The organism is Actinomadura sp. NPDC048394, from assembly GCF_040651755.1.
Classification (GTDB): Bacteria; Actinomycetota; Actinomycetes; order Streptosporangiales; family Streptosporangiaceae; genus Spirillospora; species Spirillospora montaniterrae.
Genome location: NZ_JBEZJL010000039.1, coordinates 49,390 through 73,866, shown reverse-complemented (window position 1 = coordinate 73,866; position 24,477 = coordinate 49,390). Strand labels below are relative to the sequence as shown.

Genomic DNA, 24,477 nt, shown 5'->3' with positions numbered 1-24,477 from the left:
GGCGACCGCCCATTTATAGTGGGCACATGACCACTCTACCGCCGGAGCGGATCTCCACCCCCGACACCCACCGGCACCGGGACGTGGCCGAGTCCTTCGGCGCCGACGCCGAACGCTACGACCGGACGCGCCCGCCATACCCCGACGCGCTGATCGAACGGATCATCGCGGGCAGCCCGGGACGCGACGTCCTCGACATCGGCTGCGGCACCGGCATCGAGGCGCGGCAGTTCCAGGCGGCCGGATGCCGGGTCCTCGGCGTGGAGCCGGACGGGCGGATGGCCGCGTTCGCGCGCGGCACGGGCGTCGACGTCGAGGTGGCGACCATCGAGGACTGGAACCCGGCCGGACGGACGTTCGACGCCGCCGTCGCCGGCACGGCCTGGCACTGGGTCGACCCGGTCGCCGGCGCCGCCAAGGCCGCCCGGGTCCTGCGTCCCGCGGGCCGCCTGGCCGTCTTCTGGCACGTGTTCCAGCTGCCGGACGAGGTCACGGACGCCTTCGTCGAGACCTACCAGCGCGTCGCGCCGGACTCGCCGTTCAACGTGCGCGCCGCCGGTCAGGCTGCGAAGCAGGGGCTGGACGCCTACCAGCCGATCCTCGACAAGGCCGCCGCGGGTATCGAGAAGGCCGGCGGATTCGCCGCCCCCGAACAGTGGCGGTTCGAGTGGGAGCGCACCTACACCCGCGACGAGTGGCTGGACCAGATGCCGACCCAAGGAACCCTCACCCGCCTGCCCGCCGACCAGGTCGCGGAGGTGCTGGACGGCGTCGGCGCCGCCATAGACGCGCTCGGCGGCGCCTTCACCATGCCCTACGCCACCGTCACCGTCACCGCCACCCGGCGCGCGCCCGAATAAACGGTTTGCGGCGGCATGCCATGCTGGTGCGCATGATCGAGAGAATCGAGTCGCGCGCACGCAGGTGAGCGGGCACGGCGAGCCGGGCGCGCCCGGAGACCAGAGCAGCCTGTACGACCACGCCCTCCGCTTGCACCGGCTGGGTCCGGACGCCCCGCTGTCCCGCGACGGCATGCCATATCCGGACGAGGACCGGCATAGGCGAGGGCGCCCCCGGAATCCTGCGAACGATCAACGCGGCCGCGGTAAGGCGGCGGCCGCGATCCTCGACGCGCATTTCGCGCGGCCGTCCGCGCGACCTGCCGATCTGGTGTGGGCCTTCCACGAGGTGGACGTCCCGATCCACCGCAACGAGCACATCAGCGCGGCAGCGCTGCGCACCGATCCGGTGCTCGTCCGGCGGACCGGGCGATGGCTGATCCGGCACAGCCCTGACCGCTGCTCAGTGCTGATCGGTCTGGCGCTGCTGGCGACGGAACCGGCGGAGGAGGACATCCCGCTCGTCCGCACCATCGGCCTGCTCTCCGACACCTTCGGAGCCCTGGCCGCCGACGCGCTCGAACGGCGACGGGACGGCACCGCCGCGCTTCTCTGGCTCGCCGAACGCGTCGGCGGTTGGGGGCGCGTGTACGTCGTCGAGGCGCTCTGCCGCCGGGGCGGCGGTGAAGCGCGCTCGTGGCTGCTGAGACGAGCGTGCGACGGCGACTTCCTGAACGGGTACTTCGCGGGCCGGGTCGCCACCGCCGCCCATCTCCACGAGGCGATCACCGGTGACGCCCCCGACGACGAACTGATCGACCACACCGGCCGCCTCCTGGCGATCATGGCCGGCTGCGGGGGCATGGGCATGACCTGGGACGGCTACCCGCCGGTCCGCCATGTCCTGGCCGCTCATGCCGGAAACCTCGCCGGTCAGAGGCCGTCCTGGGGGCGCTACTCGCAGGCCGCGCACATCGCCGATCACCTGGCCGGAAGCGACCCGGGCCGCTTCGGGCTCGCGCCCGGGCAGCGGGACGGCCTCCTCGCGCGGTATCTGGACGTGCTCCGTCGCGCGGAATGGTCCGCGGCGGCGCGAGCCGCGGTGGATTCGGGCGCTCCCTACTTCGCATGGTTCGCATCGACCATCGCCGCGCGACTGGGCCTGCCGGCCTTCGCCGACTCCGCCGGGCAGGACGACGGCGGGTAGGGGAGCGTGGGGATGATCACATGTTGTGGTACTCAATAATTTGAGTAATTAACCCGGGTTATCGTCGGGGCATGTCGTTGCGTCATGCGGTGATGGCCGCGCTGCTGGAGGGCGAGGCGTCCGGGTACGACCTGGCCAAGGGGTTCGACGCGTCGGTGGCCAACTTCTGGATGGCCACCCCGCAGCAGCTGTACCGGGAGCTCGACCGGATGCGCGAGGACGGCCTCGTCCAGGCGCGGGTCGTCGAGCAGGAGCGGCGGCCGAACAAGCGGTTGTTCTCGCTGACCGAGGCGGGACGGCGGGAGCTGCGGGAGTTCACCGCCGGGCCGCCGCGCCCGGGCGCGATCCGCGACGAGATGATGGTCATGGTGCAGGCCGTCGACGCCGGCGACGCCGAGGGCGTGCGGTCCGCCGTCGAGGAGCGGGTGGAGTGGGCGCGAGCGAAGATCGCCCGGTTCGAGCGGCTGCGGGCGCGGCTGCTGGACGGCCGCACCGAGGAGGATTTCCTCGCGCACGCCGAACGCGTCGGGCCCTACCTGACGCTCATGCGCGGCCTGGCGTTCGAGCGCGAGAACGAGCGGTGGGGCGAATGGGCCCTGGCCGTGCTGAGGCAGCGGGTCGGCTGATGGGCTACCTCAGGTACGTCGCGGTGGGCGACAGCCAGACCGAGGGACTCAACGACGGCGACGAGCGGACCGGGTACCGGGGCTGGGCGGACCGGCTGGCCGAGCTGCTCGCGGCGCAGGAGGACGGCTTCCGCTACGCCAACCTCGCGGTGCGGGGACGGCTCGCGGCGGGGGTGCGGGCGGAGCAGACCGACGCGGCGCTCGCCCTCGAACCGGACCTGGTCACCGTCATGGCGGGGATGAACGACCTGGTCCGGCCGGGGTTCGACGCGCCCGCGGTGGCCGCGGAACTGGACGCGATGCTGGCCGCGTTCACCGGGGCCGGGGCGCGGGTGCTCACGTTCACCTTCCCCGACGTCGCGAAGATCGCGCCGCTGGTGCGGCACCTGCGGCCGCGGGTGATCGACCTCAACGCGCGCATCCGCGCGGCGGCCGGCCGGCACGGCGCCCTGGTGGTGGACACCTTCCCGCATGCCGTGACGACGGATCCGCGGCTGTGGAGCCTCGACCGCATCCACGCGAGCCCGCTCGGGCACGCGCGCATCGCCGCGGCGGCCGCGCACGCCCTCGGGCTGCCGGGCGACGGAACGTCCTGGTCCGATCCGCTCCCGCCGCTGCCGCCCGTCCCGGCGTGGCGCCGGGCGGGCACGGAGGCGGCCTGGGCGGGCCGGTTCATGGGGCCGTGGGTCGTCCGGCGGCTGCGCGGCCGCTCGTCGGGCGACGGCCGCACCGCGAAACGGCCCCGGCTCGAACCCGTCGCCCTGCCCTGAGGTCACCCGTCCGGGGCGTCGGGCAGCATGAGCATGCGTTCGAGGAGCATGTGCAGGTGGGCGCGGAAGCGCTCCAGCTCGGCCGGCGAGACCTTCCGGTAGGGCCCGTCGGTCTCGGGCTCCTCCTCGTCCACGCGCGTCCCGAGCGCGCGCTGGCTGAGGAAGCCGGAGATCACCCAGGGGATCGTCCAGACCGTCAGGTCGAGGTCGACGTCGCCGGGGACCTCGGCGCGCAGCGCCTCGACGATCCCGCCGAGCCGCGGCCGGACGTACTGCTCCTCCAGGTCGGCGGTGTCGGCGGCGTCGCCGGTCCGGCGGTGCAGCCACAGCCCGAGGTACTCGGGGTGCGCGGCGTAGAAGTCGAGGTACTGGTCCAGCAGCCGCTCGACGCCCTGCCGGGTGGGCGTGAAGCCGCCGGCCGCGCCGCCGACCGCCGCCTTCTCGGCGTCGGTGGCCCGGCGCATCACCTCCCGGTACAGCTCGGTCTTGCCGCCGGTCAGCCGGTCGACGGACGCGGGGTCGACGCCCGCCGCGTCGGCGATCAGGCGCGGGGACGTCCCGTCGAAGCCGAGCTCGGCGAACAGCCGGGTGGCGGCGTCGACGATCCGGTCCAGGTCGGCGTCGGAGCTCATACTCCCGACATTAGTCACGCACGGTAGCGAACCGTTTCCCAGAAGGTCATGGACGGGCCAAATCGCCGCCGCGGTCAGCCTTCGTAGGCGCCGACGAACCGGCCGAGGAGGCGGGCGAACTCGGCGCGCTCGGCGTCGGTCCAGTCCCGCATGGCCTTGGCGAAGTGCTCCTGGCGGGTGCGGCGGGTCGCCTCGACGACGGACCGGCCCGCCGGGGTCAGCTCCAGGTGGATGCGGCGGCCGTCCTCCTGGGACGCGACGCGGCGGACGTACCCGGACTTGACGGCCTCGGCGACGATGCGGCTGCCGCGCGAGGCGTCGACGCCGAGGCGGGTGGCGACCAGGCCGACGCTCATCTCCTGGCCGGGCTCGTCGGGGCCCTCGTCGACGACGTCCACGACGTGCAGGACCTGCACGTCGACGGGCAGGTTGTGGTCCCGGATCGCCGCCCTGCCGAGCCGCTGGCGGGACATGCCGCGGCGCAGCTTGACCATGTTCCGCTCGACGGCGTGCAGTGCCTCGTCGGTCATGCCGCCAGTCTAGTCCGGTTGCGTCTCTCATATCTGTGTGCTTAGCATTCATATGCTTTCAGCATAGAAATGAGGAGCGCACATGACGATCGCCCACGACGCGCCGGCGGGCATGAGCCACCGGCACCGGGTCCTGGTGTTCGGCGGGCTCATGCTCGCCGGGCTGATGTCGTCCCTGGACGCGACGGTCCTCGGCACCGCGCTGCCGACGATCGTCGGCGACCTCGGCGGGCTGGACCGGCTCGCCTGGGTCTCCACCGCCTACGTGCTGGCCACCAGCGTCACCGTCCCGCTGTCCGGACGGCTCGGGGACCTGTTCGGCCGCAGGCCGGTCTTCCTCGCCGGGCTCATCGGGTTCCTGGCGGGCTCGGCGGCGTGCGGGGCCGCTCCGTCGATGGACGCGCTCATCGCGTTCCGGGTCGTCCAGGGGGCCGGCGCCGGCTGCCTGATGAGCTCGATGTTCGCGCTGACGGGAGAGCTGTTCGAACCCCGCGAGCGGGCCCGCTACCAGGGCTACTCGGCGCTGATCTTCGCCGTGTCCAGCATCGCCGGCCCGCTGGTGGGCGGCTTCCTCACCGACCACGCGTCCTGGCGGTGGGTGTTCTACGTCAACCTGCCGCTGGGCCTGGCCGCCACCGCGACCACCCTGGGGTTCCTGCGGCTGCCGAAGCCGGACCGGCGGCCCCGCATCGACTACGCGGGCATCGCCCTGCTCGGCGCGGCCGTCACCTGCTTCACACTCCTCACCAGCTGGGCCGGGACCCGGTACGCGTGGGACTCGGCGGAGGTCCTCGCCCTCGCCGCCGGCTCGGCGGTGCTGCTCGCCGCCTGGGTGCTCGTGGAGCGCCGCGCCGCCGAGGCGATCATCCCGCCGCGGCTGTTCCGCGACCGGTCGTTCGCGGTGGCGTGCGCCGTCGCCGCGGTCGGCGGCGCGACCGGCTTCGGGCTCGCCACGTACCTGCCGATGTTCTTCCAGGTCGTCGGGGGAGTGGGCGCCACCGAGTCGGGACTGCTGCTCCTGCCGATGATGATCGGCCTGCTGGCGGCGTCGATGGGCGCCGGCCGCTACATCGCGCGGACCGGCCGCTACCACCGGCTCCCCGCCGCCAGCATGGCGATCAGCGCGGCCGGCGTCGCCCTGCTCGCCACGATGGACGTGCACACGGGCCTCGTCACCGCCGGGCTCTACATGACCGTCCTCGGCTTCGGGGCGGGGCTGTCGCAGCAGGTCGTCATGCTGATCGCGCAGAACGCCGCGCCGAAGCGGGACCTCGGCGCGGCCAGCTCCGGCGTGTTCGCGTCCCGGATGCTCGGCACCGCCGCCGGGATGGCGGTGTTCGGCGGCATCGTCTCCAGTCGGTTCGCCGAGGAGGTCGGACGCCGCGTCCCGGCCGGGAAGGTGCCCGCCTTCGGCGACGCCGTCCGGCCCGAGGTGCTCGACACCCTCCCCGGCCCGGTCCGGCACGGCGTCGCCGAGGCGTTCGCGCAGGCGTTCTCCGACCTGTTCCTCGCCGGGCTGCCGCTGCTCGCGGTCGGGCTGGCGGCGGCGGTGCTGCTCGAGAACGTCCCGCTCGGCCCCCGCGAGTGACTACCTCGCCTCGAGATCGGCGTCGTTCACCAGCAGCGCGACCTGCACCCGGTTGTTCAGCTCCAGCTTCGTCAGCAGCCGCGACACGTACGCCTTCACCGTCGCGACGCTCAGCGACAGCTCCCGGCCGATCTCGCTGTTGGTCCTGCCCTGGCCGACCCGCAGCGCGACCGCCCGCTCGCCCTCGCTGAGCCGCTCCAGCAGCTCGCGGGCGCGGGCCTTGCGCGGATCCGCGCCCGCGTCCGCGACGAACGCCATCATCCGCCGCAGCACGGCCGGGGACAGCATCGGCTCCCCGGCCGCGACCTGCCGGATCGCCTGGATGATCTCCGGCGGCGGGGTGTGCTTCAGCAGGAAGCCGCTCGCGCCCGCGCGCATCGCCCGCAGGATGTGGTCGTCGGTGTCGAACGTCGTCAGCAGGATGATCTCCGGCGGGTCGCGGCGCGCGCGCAGCAGCTCGGTGGCGGCCAGCCCGTCCAGCCGCGGCATCCGGATGTCCATCAGCACCACGTCCGGGCGGTGCTCGTTCACCGCGGGCACCGCCTCCGCGCCGTCCGCGACGTCCCCGACCACCTCCAGGTCGCCGGCGCCCGCGAGCATCATCGACAGCCCCGACCGGACGAGCGCGTCGTCGTCCACGATCAGCACACGGATGGGAGGTGAGTCCATCCCCCAACCCTAGGGCCGCCGGGGCCCGCGCTCACGGCCGCCGCAGCCGCCGACCGCTGACCTCCGCCGCGGACAGGCTGAACCACGCCTCCCGCTCGCCCCCCGGCCACGGGTCGACCCGGACGGCGCGCTCCTTCTCCTCGCCCTCCAGGGGATGCGCGCCGCCGCGCACCAGCACGCTCCACCCCTCGTGCGTGCCGACCTCGAACGCGTCCACCTCGAACGCCGCCCGGACCTGCCCGCCCGGCACGGCGGTCAGGAGGCTCCGGTTCAGCCGGCCCTCCAGCGAGGTGCGGAACACCACCGACTCGCCGTCGACGGCGTAGTTCACCGGGACCACCGTCGGCCCCTCGCCGTCCTCGAAGGCGATCCGGCCGATGCCACCGGGCGCGATGAGCCGCAGGCACTCCTCCCGGTCGAGTTCCTCCAGGACGGGCTGCGCGGAGTCAGAAGCCATGTCCACGGCCATGCCCGCAACTTCCGGCGCCATGCCTCCGGCCTGCGCCGACGCGCCCGGCGCCCCGGCCTGCATGCCCCGCGGCGCGGCCTTCGTGGACGGCGGCCCGGCCAGCGCGGGCGTGCTCCGCAGCGCGGCCTGCCTGCCCGCGGCCCGGGCTGCGCGGGCGTGCTCGGCGGGTCAGCCGGGCAGTGGGAGTCGGGCGTGCAGCCGGAACCGGCCGTCCCCGGTCCGGCCGTGCTCCAGCGTCCCGCCGAGCAGCGCGACCCGCTCGCCGAGCCCCACCAGCCCGGCGCCGGCGCCGGGCAGCGCGGCGGGCGGCAGCCCGGGCGGGACCGGGTTCACGATCTCGATGGTCAGCGCCGTCCCGCCGGGCGCGTCGAGCGTCACCCGGACCCGCGCGCCCGGCGCGTGCTTGCGGGCGTTGGTCAGCCCCTCCTGGACGATCCGGTAGGCGTGCCGCCCGACCCGGACCGGGACCCCCGCCGGGTCGGGCACCCGGTCGTCCAGGACCACCTCGCCGCCGGCGCCGGACGCTTCCCGCACGAGGTCCGGCACGTCGGTGAGCGCGGGCTGGGGGCGGTCGGCCTCCGCGCCGCCGGAGTCGCCGCGCAGCACCCCGATGACCTCGCGCAGGTCCTCCATCGCCTCGTAGGCGCTCTGCCGGATGACCCCGGCGGCGGCGCGCTGGTCGGCGGGCGCGTCCGGACGGAACTCCAGCGCCCCCGCGTGGACGGCCAGCAGCGAGATGCGGTGCGCGAGGACGTCGTGCATCTCCCGCGCGATCCGCTCGCGCTCCAGCAGCCGCGCCTCCTCCACCCGCAGCCGCTGCCCCTCCTCGGCGGCGCGCGCCCGCTCCTCCATCGAGGCGATGAGCTGCCGCCGGGACCGCACCAGCATCCCCGTCGTGATCAGCACCGCGTAGATCAGGCCGAAGATGACGATGCCCTGGCGGAACTGGTCCCAGGGCGAGGTGATCCAGAAGAGCAGGGTGATCAGCGCCAGGTTGCCGCCGGCGACCGGCAGGAGCGTCCGCCACGGGCGCAGCATCGCCAGCGAGTACATGGCGGCGGCGGCCGTGCCGAGGGTCGACGTGGCCGTCCACTGCGCGAACATCATCGTCACCGCGACGGCCACCGGGAAGCGCCGCCGGAACAGCAGGAGGAACACCAGCGAGACCGCGCCGGCCGACAGGTCCAGCGGCACCACGATCCGCTGGCCGGGCGTCGGGTCGTCCAGCGTCCCCTGGAGCAGCAGCAGGCCCAGCGCCGCCGCCCCGGCGGTGACGCCGAGGTCGCCGAGCCAGTCCCGCCACGGGCGCCGCAGGTCGAGCAGGGCGGCGATGCGGGCGGCGGGGCGGGACGGGCCGGTCGCGGGGGAGGGGCCGGCGGGATCCATGCCGCCAACGCTAGCGAGCCCGCGCCGGCCCCGGAGCGGTCCAGGGTCGGCGCGGGCATCGACTTTGGTCGACGGTCCCCGCGGGTCAGCGGCGGCCGGGGAGGTGCCGCGCGACCAGCGCGGCGGTGCCGAGGACGGCGGCGGCGGTGACGAGGACGCCGAGGTCGGCGCCGTGCACGAACGCGGCGGCGGCGGTGTCGCGCAGCGCGGCGGCGGACGGGGCGGGCAGGTGCCGGGCGATCCCGGCGGCGGCGCCGACGGACTCGCCCGCCGGGCCCTCCGGCATCCGCCCGCTGTAGACGGTGGCGGCGATGCTGCCGACGAGCGCGACGCCGAGGACGGTGCCGAGGTTGCGGCTGGTGTTGCTGACGGCCGAGCCGATCCCCGTCTTGGCGGGCGGCAGCGCCGACAGCGACGACTGGGTGGCGGGCGACATGGTCAGCCCGATCCCGGCCGACAGCAGCACCGAGGCGACCACGTAGTGCCCGTAGCCGCTGCCGCCGTCGGCGGTCGCGAACCAGGCGAGCCCGGCCGCCGCGGTGACCATCCCCGCCGTGATCGCCGCGCGGATCCCGAACCGGGCCGCGACGCGGGTGCCGAGCGGGGAGGCGGCGGCGAGGGCGAGCGCGCCGGGGAGCGCGCGCACCCCGGCCTCCAGCGGCGAGTAGCCGAGGACGAACTGGTAGATCTGGGTGAGGACGAACGTGACGCCCGCCAGCCCGAAGAACATCACCGTGACCGAGGCGACGGCGGCGGTGAAGCGGCCGTCCCGGAACAGGCTCAGGTCGAGCATCGGGGCGGCGGCGCGCACCTGTGAGTACCCGAACGCCGCGAGCAGGACGGCCGCGACGGCGAACCGCGCCAGCGTGCCGGCGGTGGCCCAGCCGTCCTCGCCGGCCTGGATGACGGCGTAGGTGAGGGCGCCGAGGCCGGCGACGGCCAGGACCGTCCCGGCGGCGTCCAGCGGCGGCCGGTGCGGGGCGGACGAGGCGGGCACCAGGAACGCGGCCCCGGCCAGCGCCGCCGCGACGACCGGCACGTTCACCAGGAAGATCGCGCCCCACGAGAAGTGCTGGAGCAGCCAGCCGCCGGCGGTCGGGCCGATCGCGACGCCGAGCCCGCTGACGGCCGACCACAGCCCGACGGCTTTGGCCCGCTCGGCCGGGTCGGTGAAGACGGCGGTGAGCAGCGCGAGCGTGGCCGGCATGATCAGCGCGGCGCCGGCGCCCATCACCGCGCGGGCCGCGATGAGCTGCGCGGCGGTGCCGGACAGCGCCGCGCCCAGCGACCCGGCGCCGAACACGAGCATCCCGGCGGACAGGGCGCGGCGCCGCCCGTACCGGTCGCCGAGGCTCCCGGCGGGCAGCAGCAGGGCCGCGAAGACGAGGGTGTAGGAGTCGACGATCCACGCCAGCGCGCCGGAGCCGGCGTCCAGCGAGGCGGCGAGCGTGGGGATCGCGACGTTGACGATCGTGGTGTCGACCACGATGACCAGCAGGGACAGGCAGAGGACCCCGAGCGTGTACCAGCGTCGCGGGTACGGGGCGGGGGCGTCCGGTGCGGGCCTTGCCGGCGTTGCGGGCGTTGCGGTGCCGCGCGCGGCGGCGGTCTGGGGGGATGACATGTGAGGCTCCTCAGGCTTTTGATTGATACACCTATAAATACGAGGGACGAGCGGCCCGCCTCGGGATGGCGAGACGGAAACGCGGACGTGCGGCGAAGTGCCGGATCAGTGGGACGCGGTGGGCCGCACGTAGTGGTCGGGAAGGTCCAGGACGGTGCCGACGATCAGCAGGTGGCCGACGGCCATGAAGCGGACCACGGCCTCGTGGTCGGCGCCGGACAGCTCGGTGATCATCTCGGCGGACTCGATGAAGCCCTTGCGCATGAACTCGCGGATCTCGGGGTCGGCGGAGGCCGCGTACCCCTGGAGCTGGCAGCGGGGGGAGTCGGGGTTGGCGAGGAAGGCGCCGTAGTTGCGGCCCATCTCGGCCAGCGACTCCTCGGGGGTGGCGCGGGGCCGCCACGCCCGGCCGAACGCGTCGCGCATCTGCCGTCGGACGCGTTCGAGGCAGGCGAGGAACAGCGCCTTCTTGTCCTCGAACAGCGCGTAGATGTAGGGCTGGGAGATGCCGGCCCGCTTGGCGATGTCCGAGGTCTTCGCGGCGTGGTAGCCGAACTCGGCGAACACGCTGATCCCCGCCTCGAGCACCTGCTCGCGGCGCTCCTCGGCGGTGGGCCTGCGCGCCGTCCGGCTCTCCGTCATGGCCTCATTATTGATACGCCAATCAAAACGTGTCAACCCCTGGCCGGACGCGGATGTGGGGGCTGTCCCCACCATGGCCGTCCCGCCTGCCCCACGGCGAACCGGGGTGATCGCGCCACTGTGGCCGGGGCCGCCCGCGCCTAGCGTCGAAGGACATGACGACACGAGAACCGAGGCGCCGGCGGGCCGTCCGCCGGGCGGCGGCGGCCGCGGCCGGCGCCGCGATCGCCGCCGCGGCGGCGGCCTACCCGGCGCCCGCGCACGCCCTCGCACCGTCCGGATGCGGCGACCACGCCGCCACGACCCGCGCCCTTCACCGCGTCACCGGCGTCGACGGGCTGACCGGAGCCGCCGTCCGGATCGACGACCCGCGCTGCGGCGCCTGGACGGCCGCGAGCGGGACGGCCGACCGCCGGACGGGACGGCCCATGCCGGCGGACCCGCGCGTGCGCGTCGGCAGCATCACCAAGACGTTCACCGCCGTCACCGTGCTGCAGCTGGCGGCGCAGGGCCGCGTCTCGCTGGACGCGCCCGTCGCGCGCTACCTGCCCGGGCTGATCGACGCGAACGGCCACGACGGCCGGAAGATCACCGTCCGGAGCCTGCTGCGGCACACCAGCGGCCTGCCCGACCACATGGACTCCTTCCAGAGCACCGACGAGTTCCGCTTCCGGCACTTCGAGCCCGAGGAGCTCGTGCGGCGCGCGCTGCGGCTCCCCGATCCCGGCGAGGGCTGGCACTACTCCACGACCAACTACGTCGTCGCCGGGCTGGTCGTGGAGAAGGTCACCGGGCACCGCCTGGAGGACGAGGTCGAACGGCGGATCATCCGGCCGCTCGGCCTGCGCGGCACGTACTGGCCCGGTGACGAGACCTGGATCCGGGGCCCTCACCCGCGCGGCTACGTCCGCGTCGACCAGGGCGGGACGGTCCGCCGGGCCGACAGCACCGACATGAACACCACGGTCGCCTGGGCCGGCGGCGCGCTGATCTCAACCCCACGCGACGTGAACGCGTTCTACGGTGCGCTGCTCGGCGGGCGGCTGCTGCCCGCGCGGATGCTCGCCGAGATGGAGCGGACCGTCCCCGCCGACCCCGACCGCACCTGGCCGGGCGCCGCCTACGGGCTGGGGCTCATCCGGACCTCGCTGCGCTGCGGCGGCGCCTGGTGGGGCCACGCCGGAGACATCGACGGGTTCACCACCCTCGCCGGCGTCGCGCCCGGCGGGCGCCGCGTCTCGATCGCCTTCAACGAGAACCCCTCCACGCAGCAGGCCTTCGACGACGAGCTGGCGCTCGTCCAGACCGGCCTGTGCGACCGCGGAACGGAGACCTCATGACCCCGAGCAGGACCCTGGCCACGGCCGCCGCGGGACTCGCGGCGGCCGCCGCGGTGGCGGCGCCGGCGAGCGCCGCGCCGGGCGCGTCCTCGGACGGCGGCCTCGACCGCTACTACTCACAGCACGTCACCTGGAAGGCGTGCACGCTCGGCCCGGACGACGAGGTGGGGCGGAGCCTGGACGAGGCGGGCGCCCGCTGCGCGGACGTGACCGTCCCGCTCGACTACGCCCGGCCGGACGGCCGCACGATCAAGATCGCGATCTCCCGGCTCGCCGCCTCGGACAGGGGCCACCGCATCGGCACCATGCTGATCAACGGCGGCGGCCCCGGCCCGTCCATCGACATGCCGCCCTACATGCGCGACCTCATGGGCAAGGCCGGGCCGCGCTACGACCTGGTCGGCATGGACCCGCGCGCGCTCGGGCGCAGCGCCGGAGTCGACTGCGGCTGGCCGAGCGCCACCTGGGTCAGGTCGGCGGGGGAGACCCGGCGCTCGTTCCAGCGTTCCGTCGCGTTCGCCCGCGACCTGGCGGCCCGCTGCGCGAAGACCAGCGGCGCCGAGCTGCCGTACATCAGCACCCGCAACATCGCCCGCGACATGGACATCGTCCGCGGCGCGCTCGGCGAACGGAAGATCTCCTACAACGGCGCCTCCTACGGCACCTACCTCGGCTCGGTGTACGCGACGATGTTCCCCGGCCGACTCGACCGGACGGTCCTCGACAGCTCCGTGGACCCGCGCCGCTGGGGTCCCGGCCTCCTCGCCGGCACCGAGGGCGCCAACGACCGCGCGCTCGCCGGCTGGGCCGCCTGGACGGCGAAACGGAACGCGACCTACGGTCTCGGCGCCACGCGCGCCGGCGTCCTGGCGACCGTCCGGGACGTCCTGCGCGCGTCCGCCCGCAAGCCCCTGCAGGTGGGCCGCTACCGCGTGGACGACACCGCCTTGGCGTTCGTGCCGTTCGACTACCTCGGCACCGACGAGGACTCCCAGCGGGCCGTCCTCGCGGACGCCTTCCGCGTGTTCAAGCAGGCCACGGCCCTGCCCGCCGAACCGACCAAGGACCTGGACGAGGAACTGGCGTTCCTGCTCACCGGCGCCGACTCCCGCTACGGCAGCGGCCAGAGCGCGATCATCTGCGGCGACGCGGCGGCCCCGCGCGATCCCGAGGCGTACTGGCGGGCCGTGCAGAGCCACCGGAAGGAGTCCCCGGTCTTCGGGCCGCTCGCCCACGGCGTCAACCCGTGCGCCTTCTGGCCCGCGCGACCGGAGGAGCCGCTCACCAGGGTCGGCGGGCCGCTGCCCGCCCTGATGGTCGCGGCGACCGGCGACACCCGGACGATCTACCCCGGCAGCCTCGCCCTGCACCGGCTGCTGCCCGGCAGCCGCATGATCACGCTCAAGGGCGCCGACGTCCACGCCCCCTACCAGCGCGGATACCGGAACGACTGCGTGACCGGCCAGGTGAACGAGTACCTGCTGACCGGGCAACTGCCCGCGCACGACCTCACCTGCGCCCCGGAGGGGTGAGACGGGGCGTCAGGCGGCGGGACGGCCGATGCGCACCCGCCAGAGGTCCGGCCCGGACGCGTCGTAGTCCCAGGTGAACGCGGCCGGGTGCGCCAGCTCGAACTCGCGCCGCAGGTGCTTCGGGTCATGGTTGTTGACCAGCGTGAACGACTCGCCGGGCGCCAGCCGCGCGAACCGGGCGAAGATCCGGGGGTGCCGCTGCCCGCGCGGGATCTCCCGGACGTCGATCTCGTCCGGGCGCTCCAGCCGCCCGCCGTCCAGCAGCGTGCGCAGGTCGCCGGCCAGCAGGCCGAGATCGGCGCCGGGCAGCGCGGCCAGCGCCGGCAGCAGCACGGTCTCCTCCACGGTGAAGTGCACGGCGAGGACGGCCGCGAGGTCGCGGGCGGCGCGCACCGGGTCGGCGGCGGAGACGACCGCACCGGCCAGTGCCTCGATCTCGGCGACCGTCGCGCGCAGCGCCCGGACGAGCAGCCGCGTCTCGGGCGCGCCGGACGCGGGCGCGTAGAGGGCCTCGTCGGCGGCGGCGAGATGGCGGCGCAGCTCGCCGTCCAGGAACCCGGCCAGCACCGCGTGGTCCTGGCCGGGCTCGTGGGCGGCGAGCGCGGCGAGCCGGTCGAGCAGGCGCCGGTGGACGCCCCGCACCTCGGTGGCCGCGCGGACGGCCGGGTCGGTCTCGGTGGCCTGGATGAACACGTCGGACATGGACGCCCCTCTCTTTTGCCACGATTATACATGTACTATTTGTAAAAACCCTGGAGGGGGCAGCACCGTGACCTACGTGATCGCCGAGCCGCGCGTGGACGTCGAAGGATGAGGGCCATGCCTCCCGAACGGCACCGGCGCAGCGAGACCCTGGACGCCCTGCGCACCGCCGGCGCCCCGCTCGGCGTCGCCGACGTCGCCGAACGGCTCGGCGTCCACCCCAACACCGCGCGCTTCCACCTGGACGCCCTCGTGGCGGACGGCGCCGCCGAGCGGACCCTCGAACGGCCGTCCGGCCCCGGCCGGCCCCGCACCGTCTACGCGGCCCGGCCCGGCATGGACCGCGGCGGCTCGCGCGGCTATCGGCTGCTCGCGCAGATCCTGCTCAGCCGGCTCGCCGCCGGGCCCGGCGGGCGCGCGGAGGCCGAGCGCGCGGGCCGTGAATGGGGCCGCTTCCTGGTCGACCGGCCGCCGCCGTTCACCCGGACGAGCGCCGGCGACGCGACCGAGCGGCTCACCGCGCTGCTCGCCGACCTCGACTTCGCGCCCGAACTTTCCGGCGACGCCGTCCGGCTGCGGCACTGCCCGTTCCTGGAACTGGCCGAGGAGTACGGGCCGCTGGTCTGCGACGTCCACCTCGGCATCATGCGGGGCGCACTGGCCGAGCTGGACGCGCCGGTCGAGGCGGAAGGGCTCGAACCGTTCGCCGAGCCCGGCGCCTGCCTCGCCCGCCTCCGGCGCACCTGACCGCCCGCCGGCACCCCCGCCCCTCCGAACCCTCTCCGAAAGGCTTTCGACGACCATGAACGCGACCGCCGCCGCCACGGCAGGCGCCCTGACCTTCCTCTGGCTCGGGATGGTGCTCGGGATCTCGTTCCTCGAGGCGCCGCTGAAGTTCCGCGCGCCGGGCGTGACCATCCCGATCGGGCTGGGCATCGGGCGCCTGGTCTTCCGCGCCCTCAACCTCGTCGAGATCGTGCTGGCCGTCGCGGTGGTCGCCGCGGTCGCGGCCGGCGGTCCACCGGTCGCCGTCACCGTGCTCACCGCCGTGCTGGTGGTGCTGCTCGCCGTGCAACTCGGCGTCGTCCGGCCGCGCCTCAACAAGCGGTCCGACCGGGTGCTCGCGGGCGAGGACGACCAGCCCCGCTCCCGGGGCCACCTGTACTACGTGGCGCTGGAGGGCGTGAAGGTCGCCCTGCTGGTCGCGCTCGGCATCGCCGTCCTCGCCGCCGGCTGACCCGGCCGAGCGAGGCCGCTCAGTGCTTCGCGACGGTCAGCAGCACGGCGGCGTCCTCCAGCGCCTCCAGCGCGTGCCGCGCCGGCGGGATGATCAGCATGTCGCCGGACATGCCGTCCCACGCGTCGTCGCCGCTCGTCAGCCGCACCCGCCCGTGCAGGACGAGCAGCGTCGCCTCGCCGGGGCTCTCGTGCTCGGTCAGCGCCGTCCCGGCGGTCAGCGCGATCAGCGTCTGCCGCAGGACGTGCTCGTGGCCGCCGTAGACGGTCTCGGCGCTGCGTCCCGTGGCCGCCGCGGCGGCCCGCTTGAGATGGTCCCGTACCTGCGCGTCCAGCGAGAGCTTCTGCATGGACCCAGTCTGCCAGCGGGGCCGCTCGGCCCAGCGGGGCCGGGTCAGTTCAGCGGGGCCGGTCGGTTCAGCGGGGCCGGGTCAGTTCAGCGGGGCGCCCGTGACGGGCGCGCCGAGCGCGCTGCCCTGCAGCCACTCGTTCCACGACTTCACCCACGGCGTCGGGCCGTTGCCGAACTGCAGCTTCCGCGACGTCCCCGTCACCTTGACGATGTCGCCCCGGTTCGTGAAGTTGAAGAACCACTTCGCGTCGGTGGGGGAGGCGTTCACGCAGCCGTGGCTGACGTCGGACACGCCCTGCTCGCCCGTCGACCACGGCGCCGAGTGCACGAACGTCCCGCTGTAGGTCAGCCGCACGTTCCAGCTCGTCGGGATCCGGTACTCGCCGGGGTCGCCGGTCGTCGCCGAGTCCATGATGATGTGCGCCGACTTCTCCTGCGCGATCATCGTGCCGCTGTAGCTGTCGTGGCCGGGCTTGCCGAGGCTGACCTTCATCGTCCGCACGACCTTGCCGTTCTCGGTGACCGTCGCGCGGTGCGTGCCGTCGCTGACCGTGGTGATGTGCTTCGGGCCGACGGTGAAGCTCAGCGTCCGGTCCTTCATGCCGTACATGCCCTCGCCGGCCTTCAGCCCGGCGAGGTGCGCGACGACCTTCACCTTCTCGCCGGACGGCCAGTAGTCGCGGGGCCGGAAGTCGACCTCCTTGTCGCTGATCCAGTACCAGGCGCCCTGCACGGGCGTGGACATCCGGACCTCGAGGGCCTTCTCCACCGCCTGCTTGCCGGCCTTGGTGCTCACCGGCCTGGACAGCAGCAGCTGCACCGGCATCCCCACGCCGACCGTCTCGCCGTCCAGCGGCGACATGCCGGTCTCCAGCTTCTTGGCGGGCGTGAGGGTGGTGAACGTCGACGTCGCGGTGACCTGCTTGCCGCCGTCGCCGGAGCCCTGCGCGGTGACCGTGTACGTCGTCGACGGCCGCAGCCCCCACGACGACCGCCACGACTTGCCGTCCGGCGCGAGCTTGCCCTCGGCCTTCTGGTTCTTGCCGTAGGTGAGGGTGACGCTGGTCAGCTTGCCCTTGTCGGCCTTCACCAGGACGGGCTGGTCGGGCGCCACCTGCTTGGTGCCGGTCGCCGGGGTGATGGCCAGCTTCGCCGCGTCCTCGGCCTTGCCGCCGCCGCCGGAACCGCCGCCCTTGTCGCCTCCGCCGGAGGAGCACCCCGCGACGGAGATGGCCAAAGCCCCGATGATCGCCGCACCCGCCGTCCCGGCCCGACCCTTGCGCATCACCGAACTCCTCACGTTCGACACGCGGTACCTCATGGCCAGGTTATGCGCAGCTAGCGGCGAGCCATGCCGATGCGAGGGAACGTCCCAGCTTTCTCACAGGTGGGCAATGGCCTCACCAAAGCGCGAAGGCCGGTGCCGTGCGGCGTTCCACCGCGCGGCACCGGCCCGAACGTGATCAACGCCTCAGGGGGAGGCGATCCGCTCGATCCCCGGCGGGAGCTCCGCCGCGGCGGCGCGGTCGAGCAGGAACAGCGTGCTCTGCCGGCCGCGCGCGCCCGCGCAGGGCACCTGCACCGGCCCGGCGCCCGACAGCCCCAGCCGCACCGCCTTCGCCTTCGACTCCCCGGACGCCAGCACCCACACCTCGTGCGCGGCGCACAGCGACGGGAACGTCAGCGAGATCCGGGTCGGCGGCGGCTTCGGCGCGCCGTGCACCGCCACCACCGGCCGCTCGTCGCGCACCGCCGGCATCTCCGGGAACAGCGACGCGACGTGCGCGTCCGGGCCGACGCCCAGCATCAGCACGTCGAACGAGGGGACGGGACCGTGGTCCTCAGGACGGGCGGCCGCGGCCAGCTCGGCGGCGTACCGCTCGGCGGCCGCCTCCACGTCGTCGCCGTCGGGGCCGTCCGACGCCGGCATCGGATGCACCCGCGCCGGATCGAGGTCCACATGGTCGAGCAGCGCAGCGCGCGCGCCGGTCTCGTTGCGCTCGGGGTCGCCGGTCGGGAGGAACCGCTCGTCGCCCCACCACACGTCCAGCCGGCGCCAGTCGATCGCGTCGCGGGCGCCCGTCGCGGCCAGCGCCGCCAGCACCGCCGTGCCGACGCCGCCGCCGGTCAGCACCACCGACGCCGAGCCGCGCGCGGCCTGCACGTCCACGATCCGCGTCACCAGCCGCGCCGCGGCGGCCTTGGCCAGCAGGTCCTGGTCGCGGTGGACCAGGACCGCCGGGGGCGTCACGCGTCCCCCGACGGCTTGCCCCGGGACGCCCTCTTCCCGCCCTTCGCCGCGGAGGCGGGCGCCGCGGGCAGCCCCTCCTTCGCGGCCTCCTTCTCCGCCTTCTTCGTCGTGGCCGCCTCCTGCGTGCCCGACAGCGGCTCGCTGGCGACGCCCTCGTCCGACGTCCCGCCCGCGAGGTCCTTGGCGAAGCGGGCCGCCGCCTCCCGGTAGACCTCGTCGGGGTCCAGCCGCCGCAGCTCCTCGGCCAGCAGCTCCGACATCGGGCGGCGCATCAGCGCGACCTGCCGGTCCGGCTGCCCGGGACGGCACAGCGTCGCGACCCGGCCGTCCGGCCGGTCGATCACGATGTCGCCGCCGGTCGTCGTCAGCCGGACCCCGGTGATGCCCGGGCCCTCCGACACCGTCCGCTCCACCGCGACGCCGAGCCGGATCGACAGCCACGCCGCCAGCAGCTCCGCGCTCGGGCTGTCCGGCTCGGCCATCACCTCGCCCGAGATGATCTCGTCGTGGTCCTGGTCGAGCGACGCGGCCAGCAGCGACCGCCACGACGTCAGCCGCGTCCAGGTGAAGTCGGTGTCGCCCGGGCTGTAGTTCCCGGCCAGCTGCGCGAGGGTGCCGAGCCGGTCGCGGGCCGCGTACGCGTCGGTGATCCGCCGCGTCGCGAGCTTGCCGAGCCCGCTCTTGGACGGCGACTTCGGCACCTTGCCGCCCGGCCACCAGATCACCACCGGCGTGTCGGGCATCAGCAGCGGCACCACCACCGAGTCGGCGTGCTCGGCGAGCGGCCCGTACATCCGCAGCAGCACCGTCTCGCCCGGGCCGGTCTCGCCCATCCGGATCTCGGCGTCCAGCCGCGAGGAGTTGCCGCGCGGGTCCCGGGAGATCACCGTCAGCACCCGGCAGGGGTGCTCGCGGGCCGCCTCCGTCGCCGCGCGCACCGCGTCGTACTGCGCCGACTCGTCCGTCACGATGATCAGCGTCAGCACCATGCCGACCGCCGGGCCACCCATCAGGTGCCGCGACTGCGTCAGCGCGTCCTGGATCTTGCGCGTCGTGGTGCCGGTGAGGTCGATGTTCATCAGAGCCTCCTCCAGGCGCGGCCGTCGCGCGCCATCAGCTCGTCGGCGCTGTCCGGCCCGTAGCCGCCGGACGTGTACTGGTCGAGGCCGCCGCGGCTCGCCCAGTACTCCTCGATCGGATCGAGGATCCGCCAGGACAGCTCGACCTCCTCCTGCCGCGGGAACAGCGGCGGGTCGCCGATCAGCACGTCCAGCAGCAGCCGCTCGTAGGCCTCCGGGGACGCCTCGGTGAACGACTCGCCGTAGGCGAAGTCCATGTTCACGTCGCGGATCTCCATCGAGGTGCCGGGCACCTTCGAGCCGAACCGGACCGTGATGCCCTCGTCCGGCTGCACCCGCATCACCAGCGCGTTCTGCCCGAGCTCCTCGGTGTCGGTGTGCGAGAACGGCAGGTGCGGCGCCTGCTGGAACACCATCGCCACCTCCGTCACCCGGCGGCTGAGCCGCTTGCCGGTGCGCAGGTAGAACGGGACGCCCGCCCAGCGGCGGTTGTCGATCTCCAGCTTGACCGCCGCGTACGTCTCGGTACGGGAGTCGGCCGGGATGCCGTCCTCCTCCAGGTACCCCTTGACGCTCACGCCGCCCTGCCAGCCCGCCGCGTACTGGCCGCGCGCGGTGGAGGTCTCCAGGTCGCCCGGCACCCGCACCGACGAAAGGATCTTCGCCTTCTCGGTGCGGACGGACTGGGCGCTGAACGACGTCGGCTCCTCCATCGCCGTCAGCGCCAGCAACTGCAGCAGGTGGTTCTGGATGACGTCGCGGGCCGCGCCGATCCCGTCGTAGTAGCCCGCCCGGCCGCCGATGCCGATGTCCTCGGCCATCGTGATCTGCACGTGGTCGATGTAGGAGCGGTTCCAGATCGGCTCGAACATCGCGTTGGCGAACCGCAGCGCCAGGATGTTCTGCACCGTCTCCTTGCCGAGGTAGTGGTCGATCCGGAAGATCGACTCCTCGGGGAAGACGCGGTGCACCGTGTCGTTCAGCTCCAGCGCCGTCTTCAGGTCCCGGCCGAACGGCTTCTCGATCACCACCCGGCGCCAGGCGCCCTCCTTGCGGTCGGCGAGCCCGCTGCGCTGCAGCTGCTCGACCACCTGCGGGAAGAACTTCGGCGGGATCGACAGGTAGAACGCATAGTTGCCGCCGGTCCCGCGGCTCTCGTCCAGCTCCTTCACCGCCATCGACAGCGCGTCGAAGGCGCCCGGATCGCTGAACTCGCCGGGGACGAAGTGCATGCCCTCCGACAGATGCGTCCACACGTCCTCGCGGAACGGGGTCCGCGCGTGCGCCTTGACCGATTCATAGGCGATCTGCCGGAAGTCCTCGTTCTCCCAGTCGCGGCGGGCGAAACCGACCAGCGAGAAGCCCGGCGGCAGCAGCCCCCGGTTCGCCAGGTCGTAGATCGCCGGGAGCAGCTTCTTGCGCGACAGGTCCCCGGTGACCCCGAACAGCACGAGCACGCACGGCCCGGCCACCCGCGGCAGGCGCTTGTCGCGCGGGTCCCGGAGCGGATTGGCTGCGTCGGTCACGTTGCGGCCCCCTCTTCTCGCACGTTGCCTACCCTCACTTCTACTCGCATCCGATCAGACCACGCATCCTGTGTGTCGACCCCGTGTACTGACAGTCTCGCCCCTCCCGGACGCGCCGTCGCCGTTTCCGGGTCGCCGGAGCGCCGCGGCGGCGCAGGCGTCCTACCCGCCCCGGGCGGAGTCGAGCAGCCGGGCGAGGCCCGCCCAGCGGTTCTGCAGGTGCAGCCGGACGACCGGGCGGCCGTCCGAGCGCGCGGCGCGCGCGTCGCCGAGCGCCCGCGCGAACTGGAGCACGCCGAGCCGGTGGTGCCGGCCGGGGACCGGGACGTCGCGGTCGGCGTTCCCCGTCACTTGCAGGTATACGCCCGCGTCCGGTCGATCATTCCCGCCCGCCGGGCGCCGGGCGCCCCAGCCGACGGTGACCGGGCGGCGGCAGCGGGCGGCCAGCAGCGCCGCCAGCCGCCGGACCTGCGCGCCCTGCCCGGCGGTCTCGTCCGGATCGAGGTAGGCGACCAGCGCCAGATGCTCGTCCGGGCCGACCGCCGCGGCGAGCGCCGCCAGCAGCGCGCCGAGGTCCGGGGCGCCGGCGAGCGCCGGGTCGGCGGTGTGCACCTCGACGGAGCGGCCCGGATCGCCCTCGGCGAGGACCGGGTCGCCCGACCCGTCGTCCAGCGTCACCGGGGCGGCCCGGCCGGGCGGCGCCATCGGGTCGCCGTCCAGCAGGTAGGCGGCGACGGCGGCGGCGTACTCCCACACCACGAGCTGCCCGGCCGCCGGGCCGGAGACGGTCGCGTCGTCCTGGTGCGGCCGGCCGTCCAGCGTCAGCAGGAACAGGTCGTCGCCGGGCGCCACCGGCAGCCCGCCGCCCTGCACCACCGGCAGGATCCGGCCGCCGGACGCCTCGTCCAGCAGCAGCGCCGCCCAGTCCGCCAGACCCGGCAGCGCCGCGGAGTAGCCGCCCAGCACGACCGTGCGGCGCCCGGCCCGCGCCGCGCCGCCGAGGATCGCGCCCAGCACCAGGCCGGGGTTGTTCTCCGGACGGGTCAGCGCCGGCAGCACCCGGGTCGCGTCGTCCAGCAGTGTCGACATGTCGGCACCGGCCAGGGCGGCCGGCACCAGCGCGTAGGGGGACAGCGCGCCGAACGCGGTCGGCGCGGGCGCCTCGACCACCGGATGGCCGGCCTCCGCCGCGAGCTTCGCCGGGACGGTCCCCGGCGCGGCCACCGTCACGACCCGCCGCGCGATCTCGGCGGGGGACAGGCCGAGGTCGGCGAGCATCCCCAGGAACACGCGCCGCAGCGCCTCGGTGCCCGGATCGTCGCCGGTGACCACCACCGCCGTGCGGCCCAGCCGTTCGGCGTCGTCGCCGATGCGCAGCACCGGGCCCGGCTCCGGACCGTCCAGCACGGTCAGCGGCGGCACGCCGCCGTCCGCGGGACGCCCGGCGGGACCGGGCCCGCACGCGCGGGCGAGCAGCTCAGCCGCCCGCGCCGGCGTGCCCCGCCCCAGCAGCGCCACCTCGGTCAGCCCGGCCGCGCGGGCGTCCGCCACTAGCTCCTCGGCACGGTCCAAAGCGGCCCGCCCGGGCCCCGGCTGGCCGGGCCAGCACAGCGGCCGCCCCTCCACCGCCGCCGTCGCCGCCGACGGCCACAGCGCCGGATCCTCCGAGGCGAGCCGCACCGGCACCTGGTCGATCCACAGGCGCCCCAGCACCCGCTCGGCGGCCTCCCTGACCGGCCCCCGGGCGGTGATGGCCGTCTCCCCCGAGACGACGGCGGTGAAGCTCACGGCCGCGGACCCGCCCCCGCCACCGCCCGAACGGCCTCGATCAGCCGGCCCGCGCCCTCGACCGGGTTGCGCAGGTGCAGCCGCACCACCGGCAGCCGCCGCTGCCGCAGCGCCCGGACCTCGCCGAGCGCCCGCGCCAGCTGCAGCTTCGCCAGCCCGTACGGCCGCCCCGGCACCGGATGCGCCGCCAGCGCGTCGCCCGGCGCCGGATCGCCCGTGATCACGAGGAACGCGCCGTTGCCCGGCCCGTCCTTGTGGATCGGGCCGGTGGCGTGCGGGTACGCCGGGCCCGGCCCGTACACGACGGGCCGCCCCGCGGCGCGCGACAGCGACGGCGCCAGGTAACGGCCCGAGAAGTCGCCCGACAGGTACGTCAGCACCGACAGGTAGCCGTCGGCGGGCACCGACGCGATCAGCCCGCCCAGCACCGTCCCGAGGTCGGCGCCCGACGGCCACGCGAAGTCGGCGTGCACCTCGATGTCGTCCTCGACGTACACCGGCCGGCCGGTGGGCAGCGGCCCGCCGCCCGCCGAGCGCAGCAGCGTCGCCGCGTCGTCCTCCGCCTCCTGGACGGCCGGGCTGCCCGCCTCGAACGGGTTCACCCCGAGCAGCCAGCCCGCGACGGCCGTCGCGTACTCCCACAGCACGAACTGCGCGCCGAGCGGCGCCCACACCGAGGTGTCGGCCTCCTCCTGCGCCGCCGACCGCGGGTTGATCGAGATCCCGTGCAGGTCGGGGAAGCCGCCCTTGCCGCCGGGCGGCTCCAGCGCGAGCACCCCGCGGCCCCGCTTGCCGGTGCCGACCGCGAGCAGCTGCGAGATCCAGGCGCTGAGCGCGCCGGACCCGCCGGGCTCGCGCAGCACCACCTTGTCGCGGGTGACGCCCGCCGGCCCCTGCTGGGCGCAGCCGCCGAGGACGGCGCCGAGCAGCAGCCCCGGGTTGTCCTCGTCCTTGGCGAGCGACGGCACCAGCGACGCCGCCTCCTCCAGCAGCCGCTCCGCGTCGGCGCCCGCCAGCACCGCCGGGACCAGCCCGTACGCCGACAGCGCGCCGAAATGCCCCGGCAGGTACGGGTCGGTGAGCCCGATCCGGTACCCGCACTGGCGGGCGAAGTCGTGCAGCGGGCTGCCATGGTCGGTGATCACCAGGAAGCGGCCCGCGATCTCGCGTTCCGACAGGCCCCGCTCGCGGAACGCGCCCGCGAAGATCCGCCGGTAGGCGTCGCCCTCCAGCGACACGCCCGCCTTGCTGGCGAGCACGACCAGCGTCCGGTCCAGCCGCTCGAGCGCGAAGGCCAGCGCGGCGGTGTCGCTTCCGTCCAGCACCGTCAGCCCGCCGCCCGGGCCGGCCGGCGCTCCTCCGCCGCCGGCGAGGGCGGGCGCGTGCGCCTCGATGATCGCCTGGGCGGCGAGGCTCTCCGCGCCCACCCCGATCAGCACGATGTGGTCCAGGCCGGAGTAGCGCGCCTCGGCGACGAGCCCGTCCACCTGCTTCAGCAGCCCGCGCGAGGCGAACGGCAGGTCCAGCCAGCCCAGCCGGCTGTGGTCGACCGCGCGCCGTCCCCACAGCCGCGGGTCCTTCGCGGCCAGCGCGCCCGGGACGCCGCAGCCGACGAGGTAGTCCCTCGCCTGCAGCGCCGAGTCGAGCACGTCGCCGCGCGTCAGTACGTCGAATCCGGACACGCTTCCC

At 74.7% G+C, this 24,477-nt stretch carries 24 protein-coding genes; 9 read left to right on the top strand and 15 right to left on the bottom strand.

The annotated features are described in order from the left end of the window. Positions 1-26 precede the first annotated feature (26 nt). The 4 genes from AB0C78_RS27585 to AB0C78_RS27570 all read left to right on the top strand — a co-directional run bounded on the left by AB0C78_RS27585 (position 27) and on the right by AB0C78_RS27570 (position 3,442). Entirely contained in the window at positions 27-860 is an 834-nt protein-coding gene (locus AB0C78_RS27585; RefSeq protein ID WP_360753115.1) for a class I SAM-dependent methyltransferase, read from the top strand. 64 nt (positions 861-924) lie between these two features. After that, positions 925-2,046: a hypothetical protein gene (locus AB0C78_RS27580; RefSeq protein WP_360753113.1), complete on the top strand. Its 1,122-nt coding sequence runs from the start codon at positions 925-927 to the stop codon at positions 2,044-2,046. A gap of 71 nt (positions 2,047-2,117) precedes the next feature. After that, entirely contained in the window at positions 2,118-2,672 is a 555-nt protein-coding gene (locus tag AB0C78_RS27575; protein ID WP_360753111.1) for a PadR family transcriptional regulator, read from the top strand. Continuing rightward, positions 2,672-3,442, top strand: a complete 771-nt coding sequence (locus AB0C78_RS27570) for an SGNH/GDSL hydrolase family protein (protein WP_151544011.1) — start codon at positions 2,672-2,674, stop codon at positions 3,440-3,442. The genes AB0C78_RS27575 and AB0C78_RS27570 overlap by 1 nt, the downstream gene beginning before the upstream one ends. Before the next feature lie 2 nt (positions 3,443-3,444). On the opposite strand, the gene AB0C78_RS27565 is transcribed toward AB0C78_RS27570, so the two are convergent. Further along, the gene (locus tag AB0C78_RS27565; RefSeq protein WP_360753108.1) at positions 3,445-4,074 is read right to left on the bottom strand and encodes a TetR/AcrR family transcriptional regulator; all 630 of its coding nucleotides are present in this window, start codon (positions 4,072-4,074) and stop codon (positions 3,445-3,447) included. A gap of 74 nt (positions 4,075-4,148) precedes the next feature. Then, the gene (locus AB0C78_RS27560) at positions 4,149-4,604 is read right to left on the bottom strand and encodes a MarR family transcriptional regulator (RefSeq protein WP_360753105.1); all 456 of its coding nucleotides are present in this window, start codon (positions 4,602-4,604) and stop codon (positions 4,149-4,151) included. Between the two features lie 82 nt (positions 4,605-4,686). On the opposite strand from AB0C78_RS27560, the gene AB0C78_RS27555 reads away from it, so the two are divergent. Beyond that, the gene (locus AB0C78_RS27555; RefSeq protein ID WP_360753102.1) at positions 4,687-6,192 is read left to right on the top strand and encodes an MDR family MFS transporter; all 1,506 of its coding nucleotides are present in this window, start codon (positions 4,687-4,689) and stop codon (positions 6,190-6,192) included. Here the strand turns inward: AB0C78_RS27555 and AB0C78_RS27550 are convergent, their stop codons facing one another. The 5 genes from AB0C78_RS27550 to AB0C78_RS27530 form a co-directional block, all read right to left on the bottom strand. Further along, positions 6,193-6,861: a response regulator transcription factor gene (locus AB0C78_RS27550; RefSeq protein WP_360753099.1), complete on the bottom strand. Its 669-nt coding sequence runs from the start codon at positions 6,859-6,861 to the stop codon at positions 6,193-6,195. A gap of 31 nt (positions 6,862-6,892) precedes the next feature. Next, the gene (locus tag AB0C78_RS27545; RefSeq protein WP_360753097.1) at positions 6,893-7,318 is read right to left on the bottom strand and encodes a pyridoxamine 5'-phosphate oxidase family protein; all 426 of its coding nucleotides are present in this window, start codon (positions 7,316-7,318) and stop codon (positions 6,893-6,895) included. A 180-nt stretch (positions 7,319-7,498) separates the two neighbouring features. Beyond that, positions 7,499-8,716 carry a histidine kinase gene (locus tag AB0C78_RS27540; protein ID WP_360753095.1) on the bottom strand — a complete coding sequence of 406 codons (1,218 nt, stop codon included), beginning with the start codon at positions 8,714-8,716 and terminating at the stop codon, positions 7,499-7,501. 85 nt (positions 8,717-8,801) lie between these two features. Beyond that, positions 8,802-10,340: an MFS transporter gene (locus AB0C78_RS27535; protein ID WP_360753092.1), complete on the bottom strand. Its 1,539-nt coding sequence runs from the start codon at positions 10,338-10,340 to the stop codon at positions 8,802-8,804. 105 nt (positions 10,341-10,445) lie between these two features. Then, positions 10,446-10,982, bottom strand: coding sequence for a TetR/AcrR family transcriptional regulator (locus AB0C78_RS27530; RefSeq protein WP_360753090.1), 537 nt, complete (start codon positions 10,980-10,982; stop codon positions 10,446-10,448). Positions 10,983-11,137: 155 nt separating this feature from the next. Between AB0C78_RS27530 and AB0C78_RS27525 the strand changes: the two genes are divergently transcribed. Next, positions 11,138-12,322, top strand: a complete 1,185-nt coding sequence (locus tag AB0C78_RS27525) for a serine hydrolase domain-containing protein (protein ID WP_360753087.1) — start codon at positions 11,138-11,140, stop codon at positions 12,320-12,322. Then, on the top strand, positions 12,319-13,854 hold the full coding sequence (locus AB0C78_RS27520; protein WP_360753084.1) for an alpha/beta hydrolase: 1,536 nt from the start codon (positions 12,319-12,321) through the stop codon (positions 13,852-13,854). The genes AB0C78_RS27525 and AB0C78_RS27520 overlap by 4 nt, the downstream gene beginning before the upstream one ends. Before the next feature lie 9 nt (positions 13,855-13,863). Here AB0C78_RS27520 and AB0C78_RS27515 read toward each other — a convergent pair whose 3' ends face one another. After that, positions 13,864-14,556, bottom strand: a complete 693-nt coding sequence (locus AB0C78_RS27515; RefSeq protein ID WP_360753082.1) for a DUF2249 domain-containing protein — start codon at positions 14,554-14,556, stop codon at positions 13,864-13,866. A 117-nt stretch (positions 14,557-14,673) separates the two neighbouring features. On the opposite strand from AB0C78_RS27515, the gene AB0C78_RS27510 reads away from it, so the two are divergent. Together AB0C78_RS27510 and AB0C78_RS27505 are read left to right on the top strand one after the other, a co-directional pair. Then, a complete protein-coding gene (locus tag AB0C78_RS27510) occupies positions 14,674-15,303 on the top strand; it encodes a helix-turn-helix domain-containing protein (protein WP_360753079.1) in 630 nt (209 codons plus the stop codon). 55 nt (positions 15,304-15,358) lie between these two features. Continuing rightward, entirely contained in the window at positions 15,359-15,793 is a 435-nt protein-coding gene (locus AB0C78_RS27505; RefSeq protein ID WP_360753076.1) for a hypothetical protein, read from the top strand. Positions 15,794-15,812: 19 nt separating this feature from the next. Here AB0C78_RS27505 and AB0C78_RS27500 read toward each other — a convergent pair whose 3' ends face one another. The 7 genes from AB0C78_RS27500 to AB0C78_RS27470 all read right to left on the bottom strand — a co-directional run bounded on the left by AB0C78_RS27500 (position 15,813) and on the right by AB0C78_RS27470 (position 24,470). Next, complete coding sequence (locus AB0C78_RS27500) at positions 15,813-16,142, bottom strand: cupin domain-containing protein (protein ID WP_151546150.1); 330 nt, start codon at positions 16,140-16,142, stop codon at positions 15,813-15,815. A gap of 81 nt (positions 16,143-16,223) precedes the next feature. Continuing rightward, the gene (locus tag AB0C78_RS27495; protein ID WP_360753073.1) at positions 16,224-17,429 is read right to left on the bottom strand and encodes an Ig-like domain-containing protein; all 1,206 of its coding nucleotides are present in this window, start codon (positions 17,427-17,429) and stop codon (positions 16,224-16,226) included. Between the two features lie 186 nt (positions 17,430-17,615). Continuing rightward, positions 17,616-18,395, bottom strand: a complete 780-nt coding sequence (pgl, locus tag AB0C78_RS27490) for a 6-phosphogluconolactonase (RefSeq protein WP_151546148.1) — start codon at positions 18,393-18,395, stop codon at positions 17,616-17,618. Next, on the bottom strand, positions 18,392-19,474 hold the full coding sequence (locus tag AB0C78_RS27485) for a glucose-6-phosphate dehydrogenase assembly protein OpcA (RefSeq protein WP_360753070.1): 1,083 nt from the start codon (positions 19,472-19,474) through the stop codon (positions 18,392-18,394). Before AB0C78_RS27485 ends, pgl begins: the two co-directional genes overlap by 4 nt. After that, the gene (zwf, locus tag AB0C78_RS27480) at positions 19,474-21,000 is read right to left on the bottom strand and encodes a glucose-6-phosphate dehydrogenase (RefSeq protein ID WP_151546146.1); all 1,527 of its coding nucleotides are present in this window, start codon (positions 20,998-21,000) and stop codon (positions 19,474-19,476) included. The genes AB0C78_RS27485 and zwf overlap by 1 nt, the downstream gene beginning before the upstream one ends. A 162-nt stretch (positions 21,001-21,162) precedes the next feature. Further along, the gene (locus AB0C78_RS27475) at positions 21,163-22,788 is read right to left on the bottom strand and encodes a glucose-6-phosphate isomerase (RefSeq protein ID WP_360753067.1); all 1,626 of its coding nucleotides are present in this window, start codon (positions 22,786-22,788) and stop codon (positions 21,163-21,165) included. After that, positions 22,785-24,470, bottom strand: a complete 1,686-nt coding sequence (locus tag AB0C78_RS27470) for a phosphoheptose isomerase (protein ID WP_360753065.1) — start codon at positions 24,468-24,470, stop codon at positions 22,785-22,787. Before AB0C78_RS27470 ends, AB0C78_RS27475 begins: the two co-directional genes overlap by 4 nt. Positions 24,471-24,477 lie beyond the last annotated feature (7 nt).

What these genes read in the sequence shown, in the direction of transcription:
- AB0C78_RS27510 (WP_360753079.1), top strand. Translation starts at nt 14,674, where the DNA reads ATGCCTCCCGAACGGCACCGGCGCAGCGAGACCCTGGACGCCCTGCGC.
- AB0C78_RS27575 (WP_360753111.1), top strand. Translation starts at nt 2,118, where the DNA reads ATGTCGTTGCGTCATGCGGTGATGGCCGCGCTGCTGGAGGGCGAGGCG.
- AB0C78_RS27535 (WP_360753092.1), bottom strand. Translation starts at nt 10,340, where the DNA reads ATGTCATCCCCCCAGACCGCCGCCGCGCGCGGCACCGCAACGCCCGCA.
- AB0C78_RS27585 (WP_360753115.1), top strand. Translation starts at nt 27, where the DNA reads ATGACCACTCTACCGCCGGAGCGGATCTCCACCCCCGACACCCACCGG.
- AB0C78_RS27520 (WP_360753084.1), top strand. Translation starts at nt 12,319, where the DNA reads ATGACCCCGAGCAGGACCCTGGCCACGGCCGCCGCGGGACTCGCGGCG.
- AB0C78_RS27555 (WP_360753102.1), top strand. Translation starts at nt 4,687, where the DNA reads ATGACGATCGCCCACGACGCGCCGGCGGGCATGAGCCACCGGCACCGG.
- AB0C78_RS27495 (WP_360753073.1), bottom strand. Translation starts at nt 17,429, where the DNA reads ATGCGCAAGGGTCGGGCCGGGACGGCGGGTGCGGCGATCATCGGGGCT.
- AB0C78_RS27525 (WP_360753087.1), top strand. Translation starts at nt 11,138, where the DNA reads ATGACGACACGAGAACCGAGGCGCCGGCGGGCCGTCCGCCGGGCGGCG.
- AB0C78_RS27515 (WP_360753082.1), bottom strand. Translation starts at nt 14,556, where the DNA reads ATGTCCGACGTGTTCATCCAGGCCACCGAGACCGACCCGGCCGTCCGC.
- AB0C78_RS27540 (WP_360753095.1), bottom strand. Translation starts at nt 8,716, where the DNA reads ATGGATCCCGCCGGCCCCTCCCCCGCGACCGGCCCGTCCCGCCCCGCC.
- AB0C78_RS27550 (WP_360753099.1), bottom strand. Translation starts at nt 6,861, where the DNA reads ATGGACTCACCTCCCATCCGTGTGCTGATCGTGGACGACGACGCGCTC.
- AB0C78_RS27485 (WP_360753070.1), bottom strand. Translation starts at nt 19,474, where the DNA reads ATGAACATCGACCTCACCGGCACCACGACGCGCAAGATCCAGGACGCG.
- AB0C78_RS27505 (WP_360753076.1), top strand. Translation starts at nt 15,359, where the DNA reads ATGAACGCGACCGCCGCCGCCACGGCAGGCGCCCTGACCTTCCTCTGG.
- AB0C78_RS27560 (WP_360753105.1), bottom strand. Translation starts at nt 4,604, where the DNA reads ATGACCGACGAGGCACTGCACGCCGTCGAGCGGAACATGGTCAAGCTG.
- AB0C78_RS27530 (WP_360753090.1), bottom strand. Translation starts at nt 10,982, where the DNA reads ATGACGGAGAGCCGGACGGCGCGCAGGCCCACCGCCGAGGAGCGCCGC.
- AB0C78_RS27545 (WP_360753097.1), bottom strand. Translation starts at nt 7,318, where the DNA reads ATGGCTTCTGACTCCGCGCAGCCCGTCCTGGAGGAACTCGACCGGGAG.
- AB0C78_RS27570 (WP_151544011.1), top strand. Translation starts at nt 2,672, where the DNA reads ATGGGCTACCTCAGGTACGTCGCGGTGGGCGACAGCCAGACCGAGGGA.
- AB0C78_RS27500 (WP_151546150.1), bottom strand. Translation starts at nt 16,142, where the DNA reads ATGCAGAAGCTCTCGCTGGACGCGCAGGTACGGGACCATCTCAAGCGG.
- AB0C78_RS27565 (WP_360753108.1), bottom strand. Translation starts at nt 4,074, where the DNA reads ATGAGCTCCGACGCCGACCTGGACCGGATCGTCGACGCCGCCACCCGG.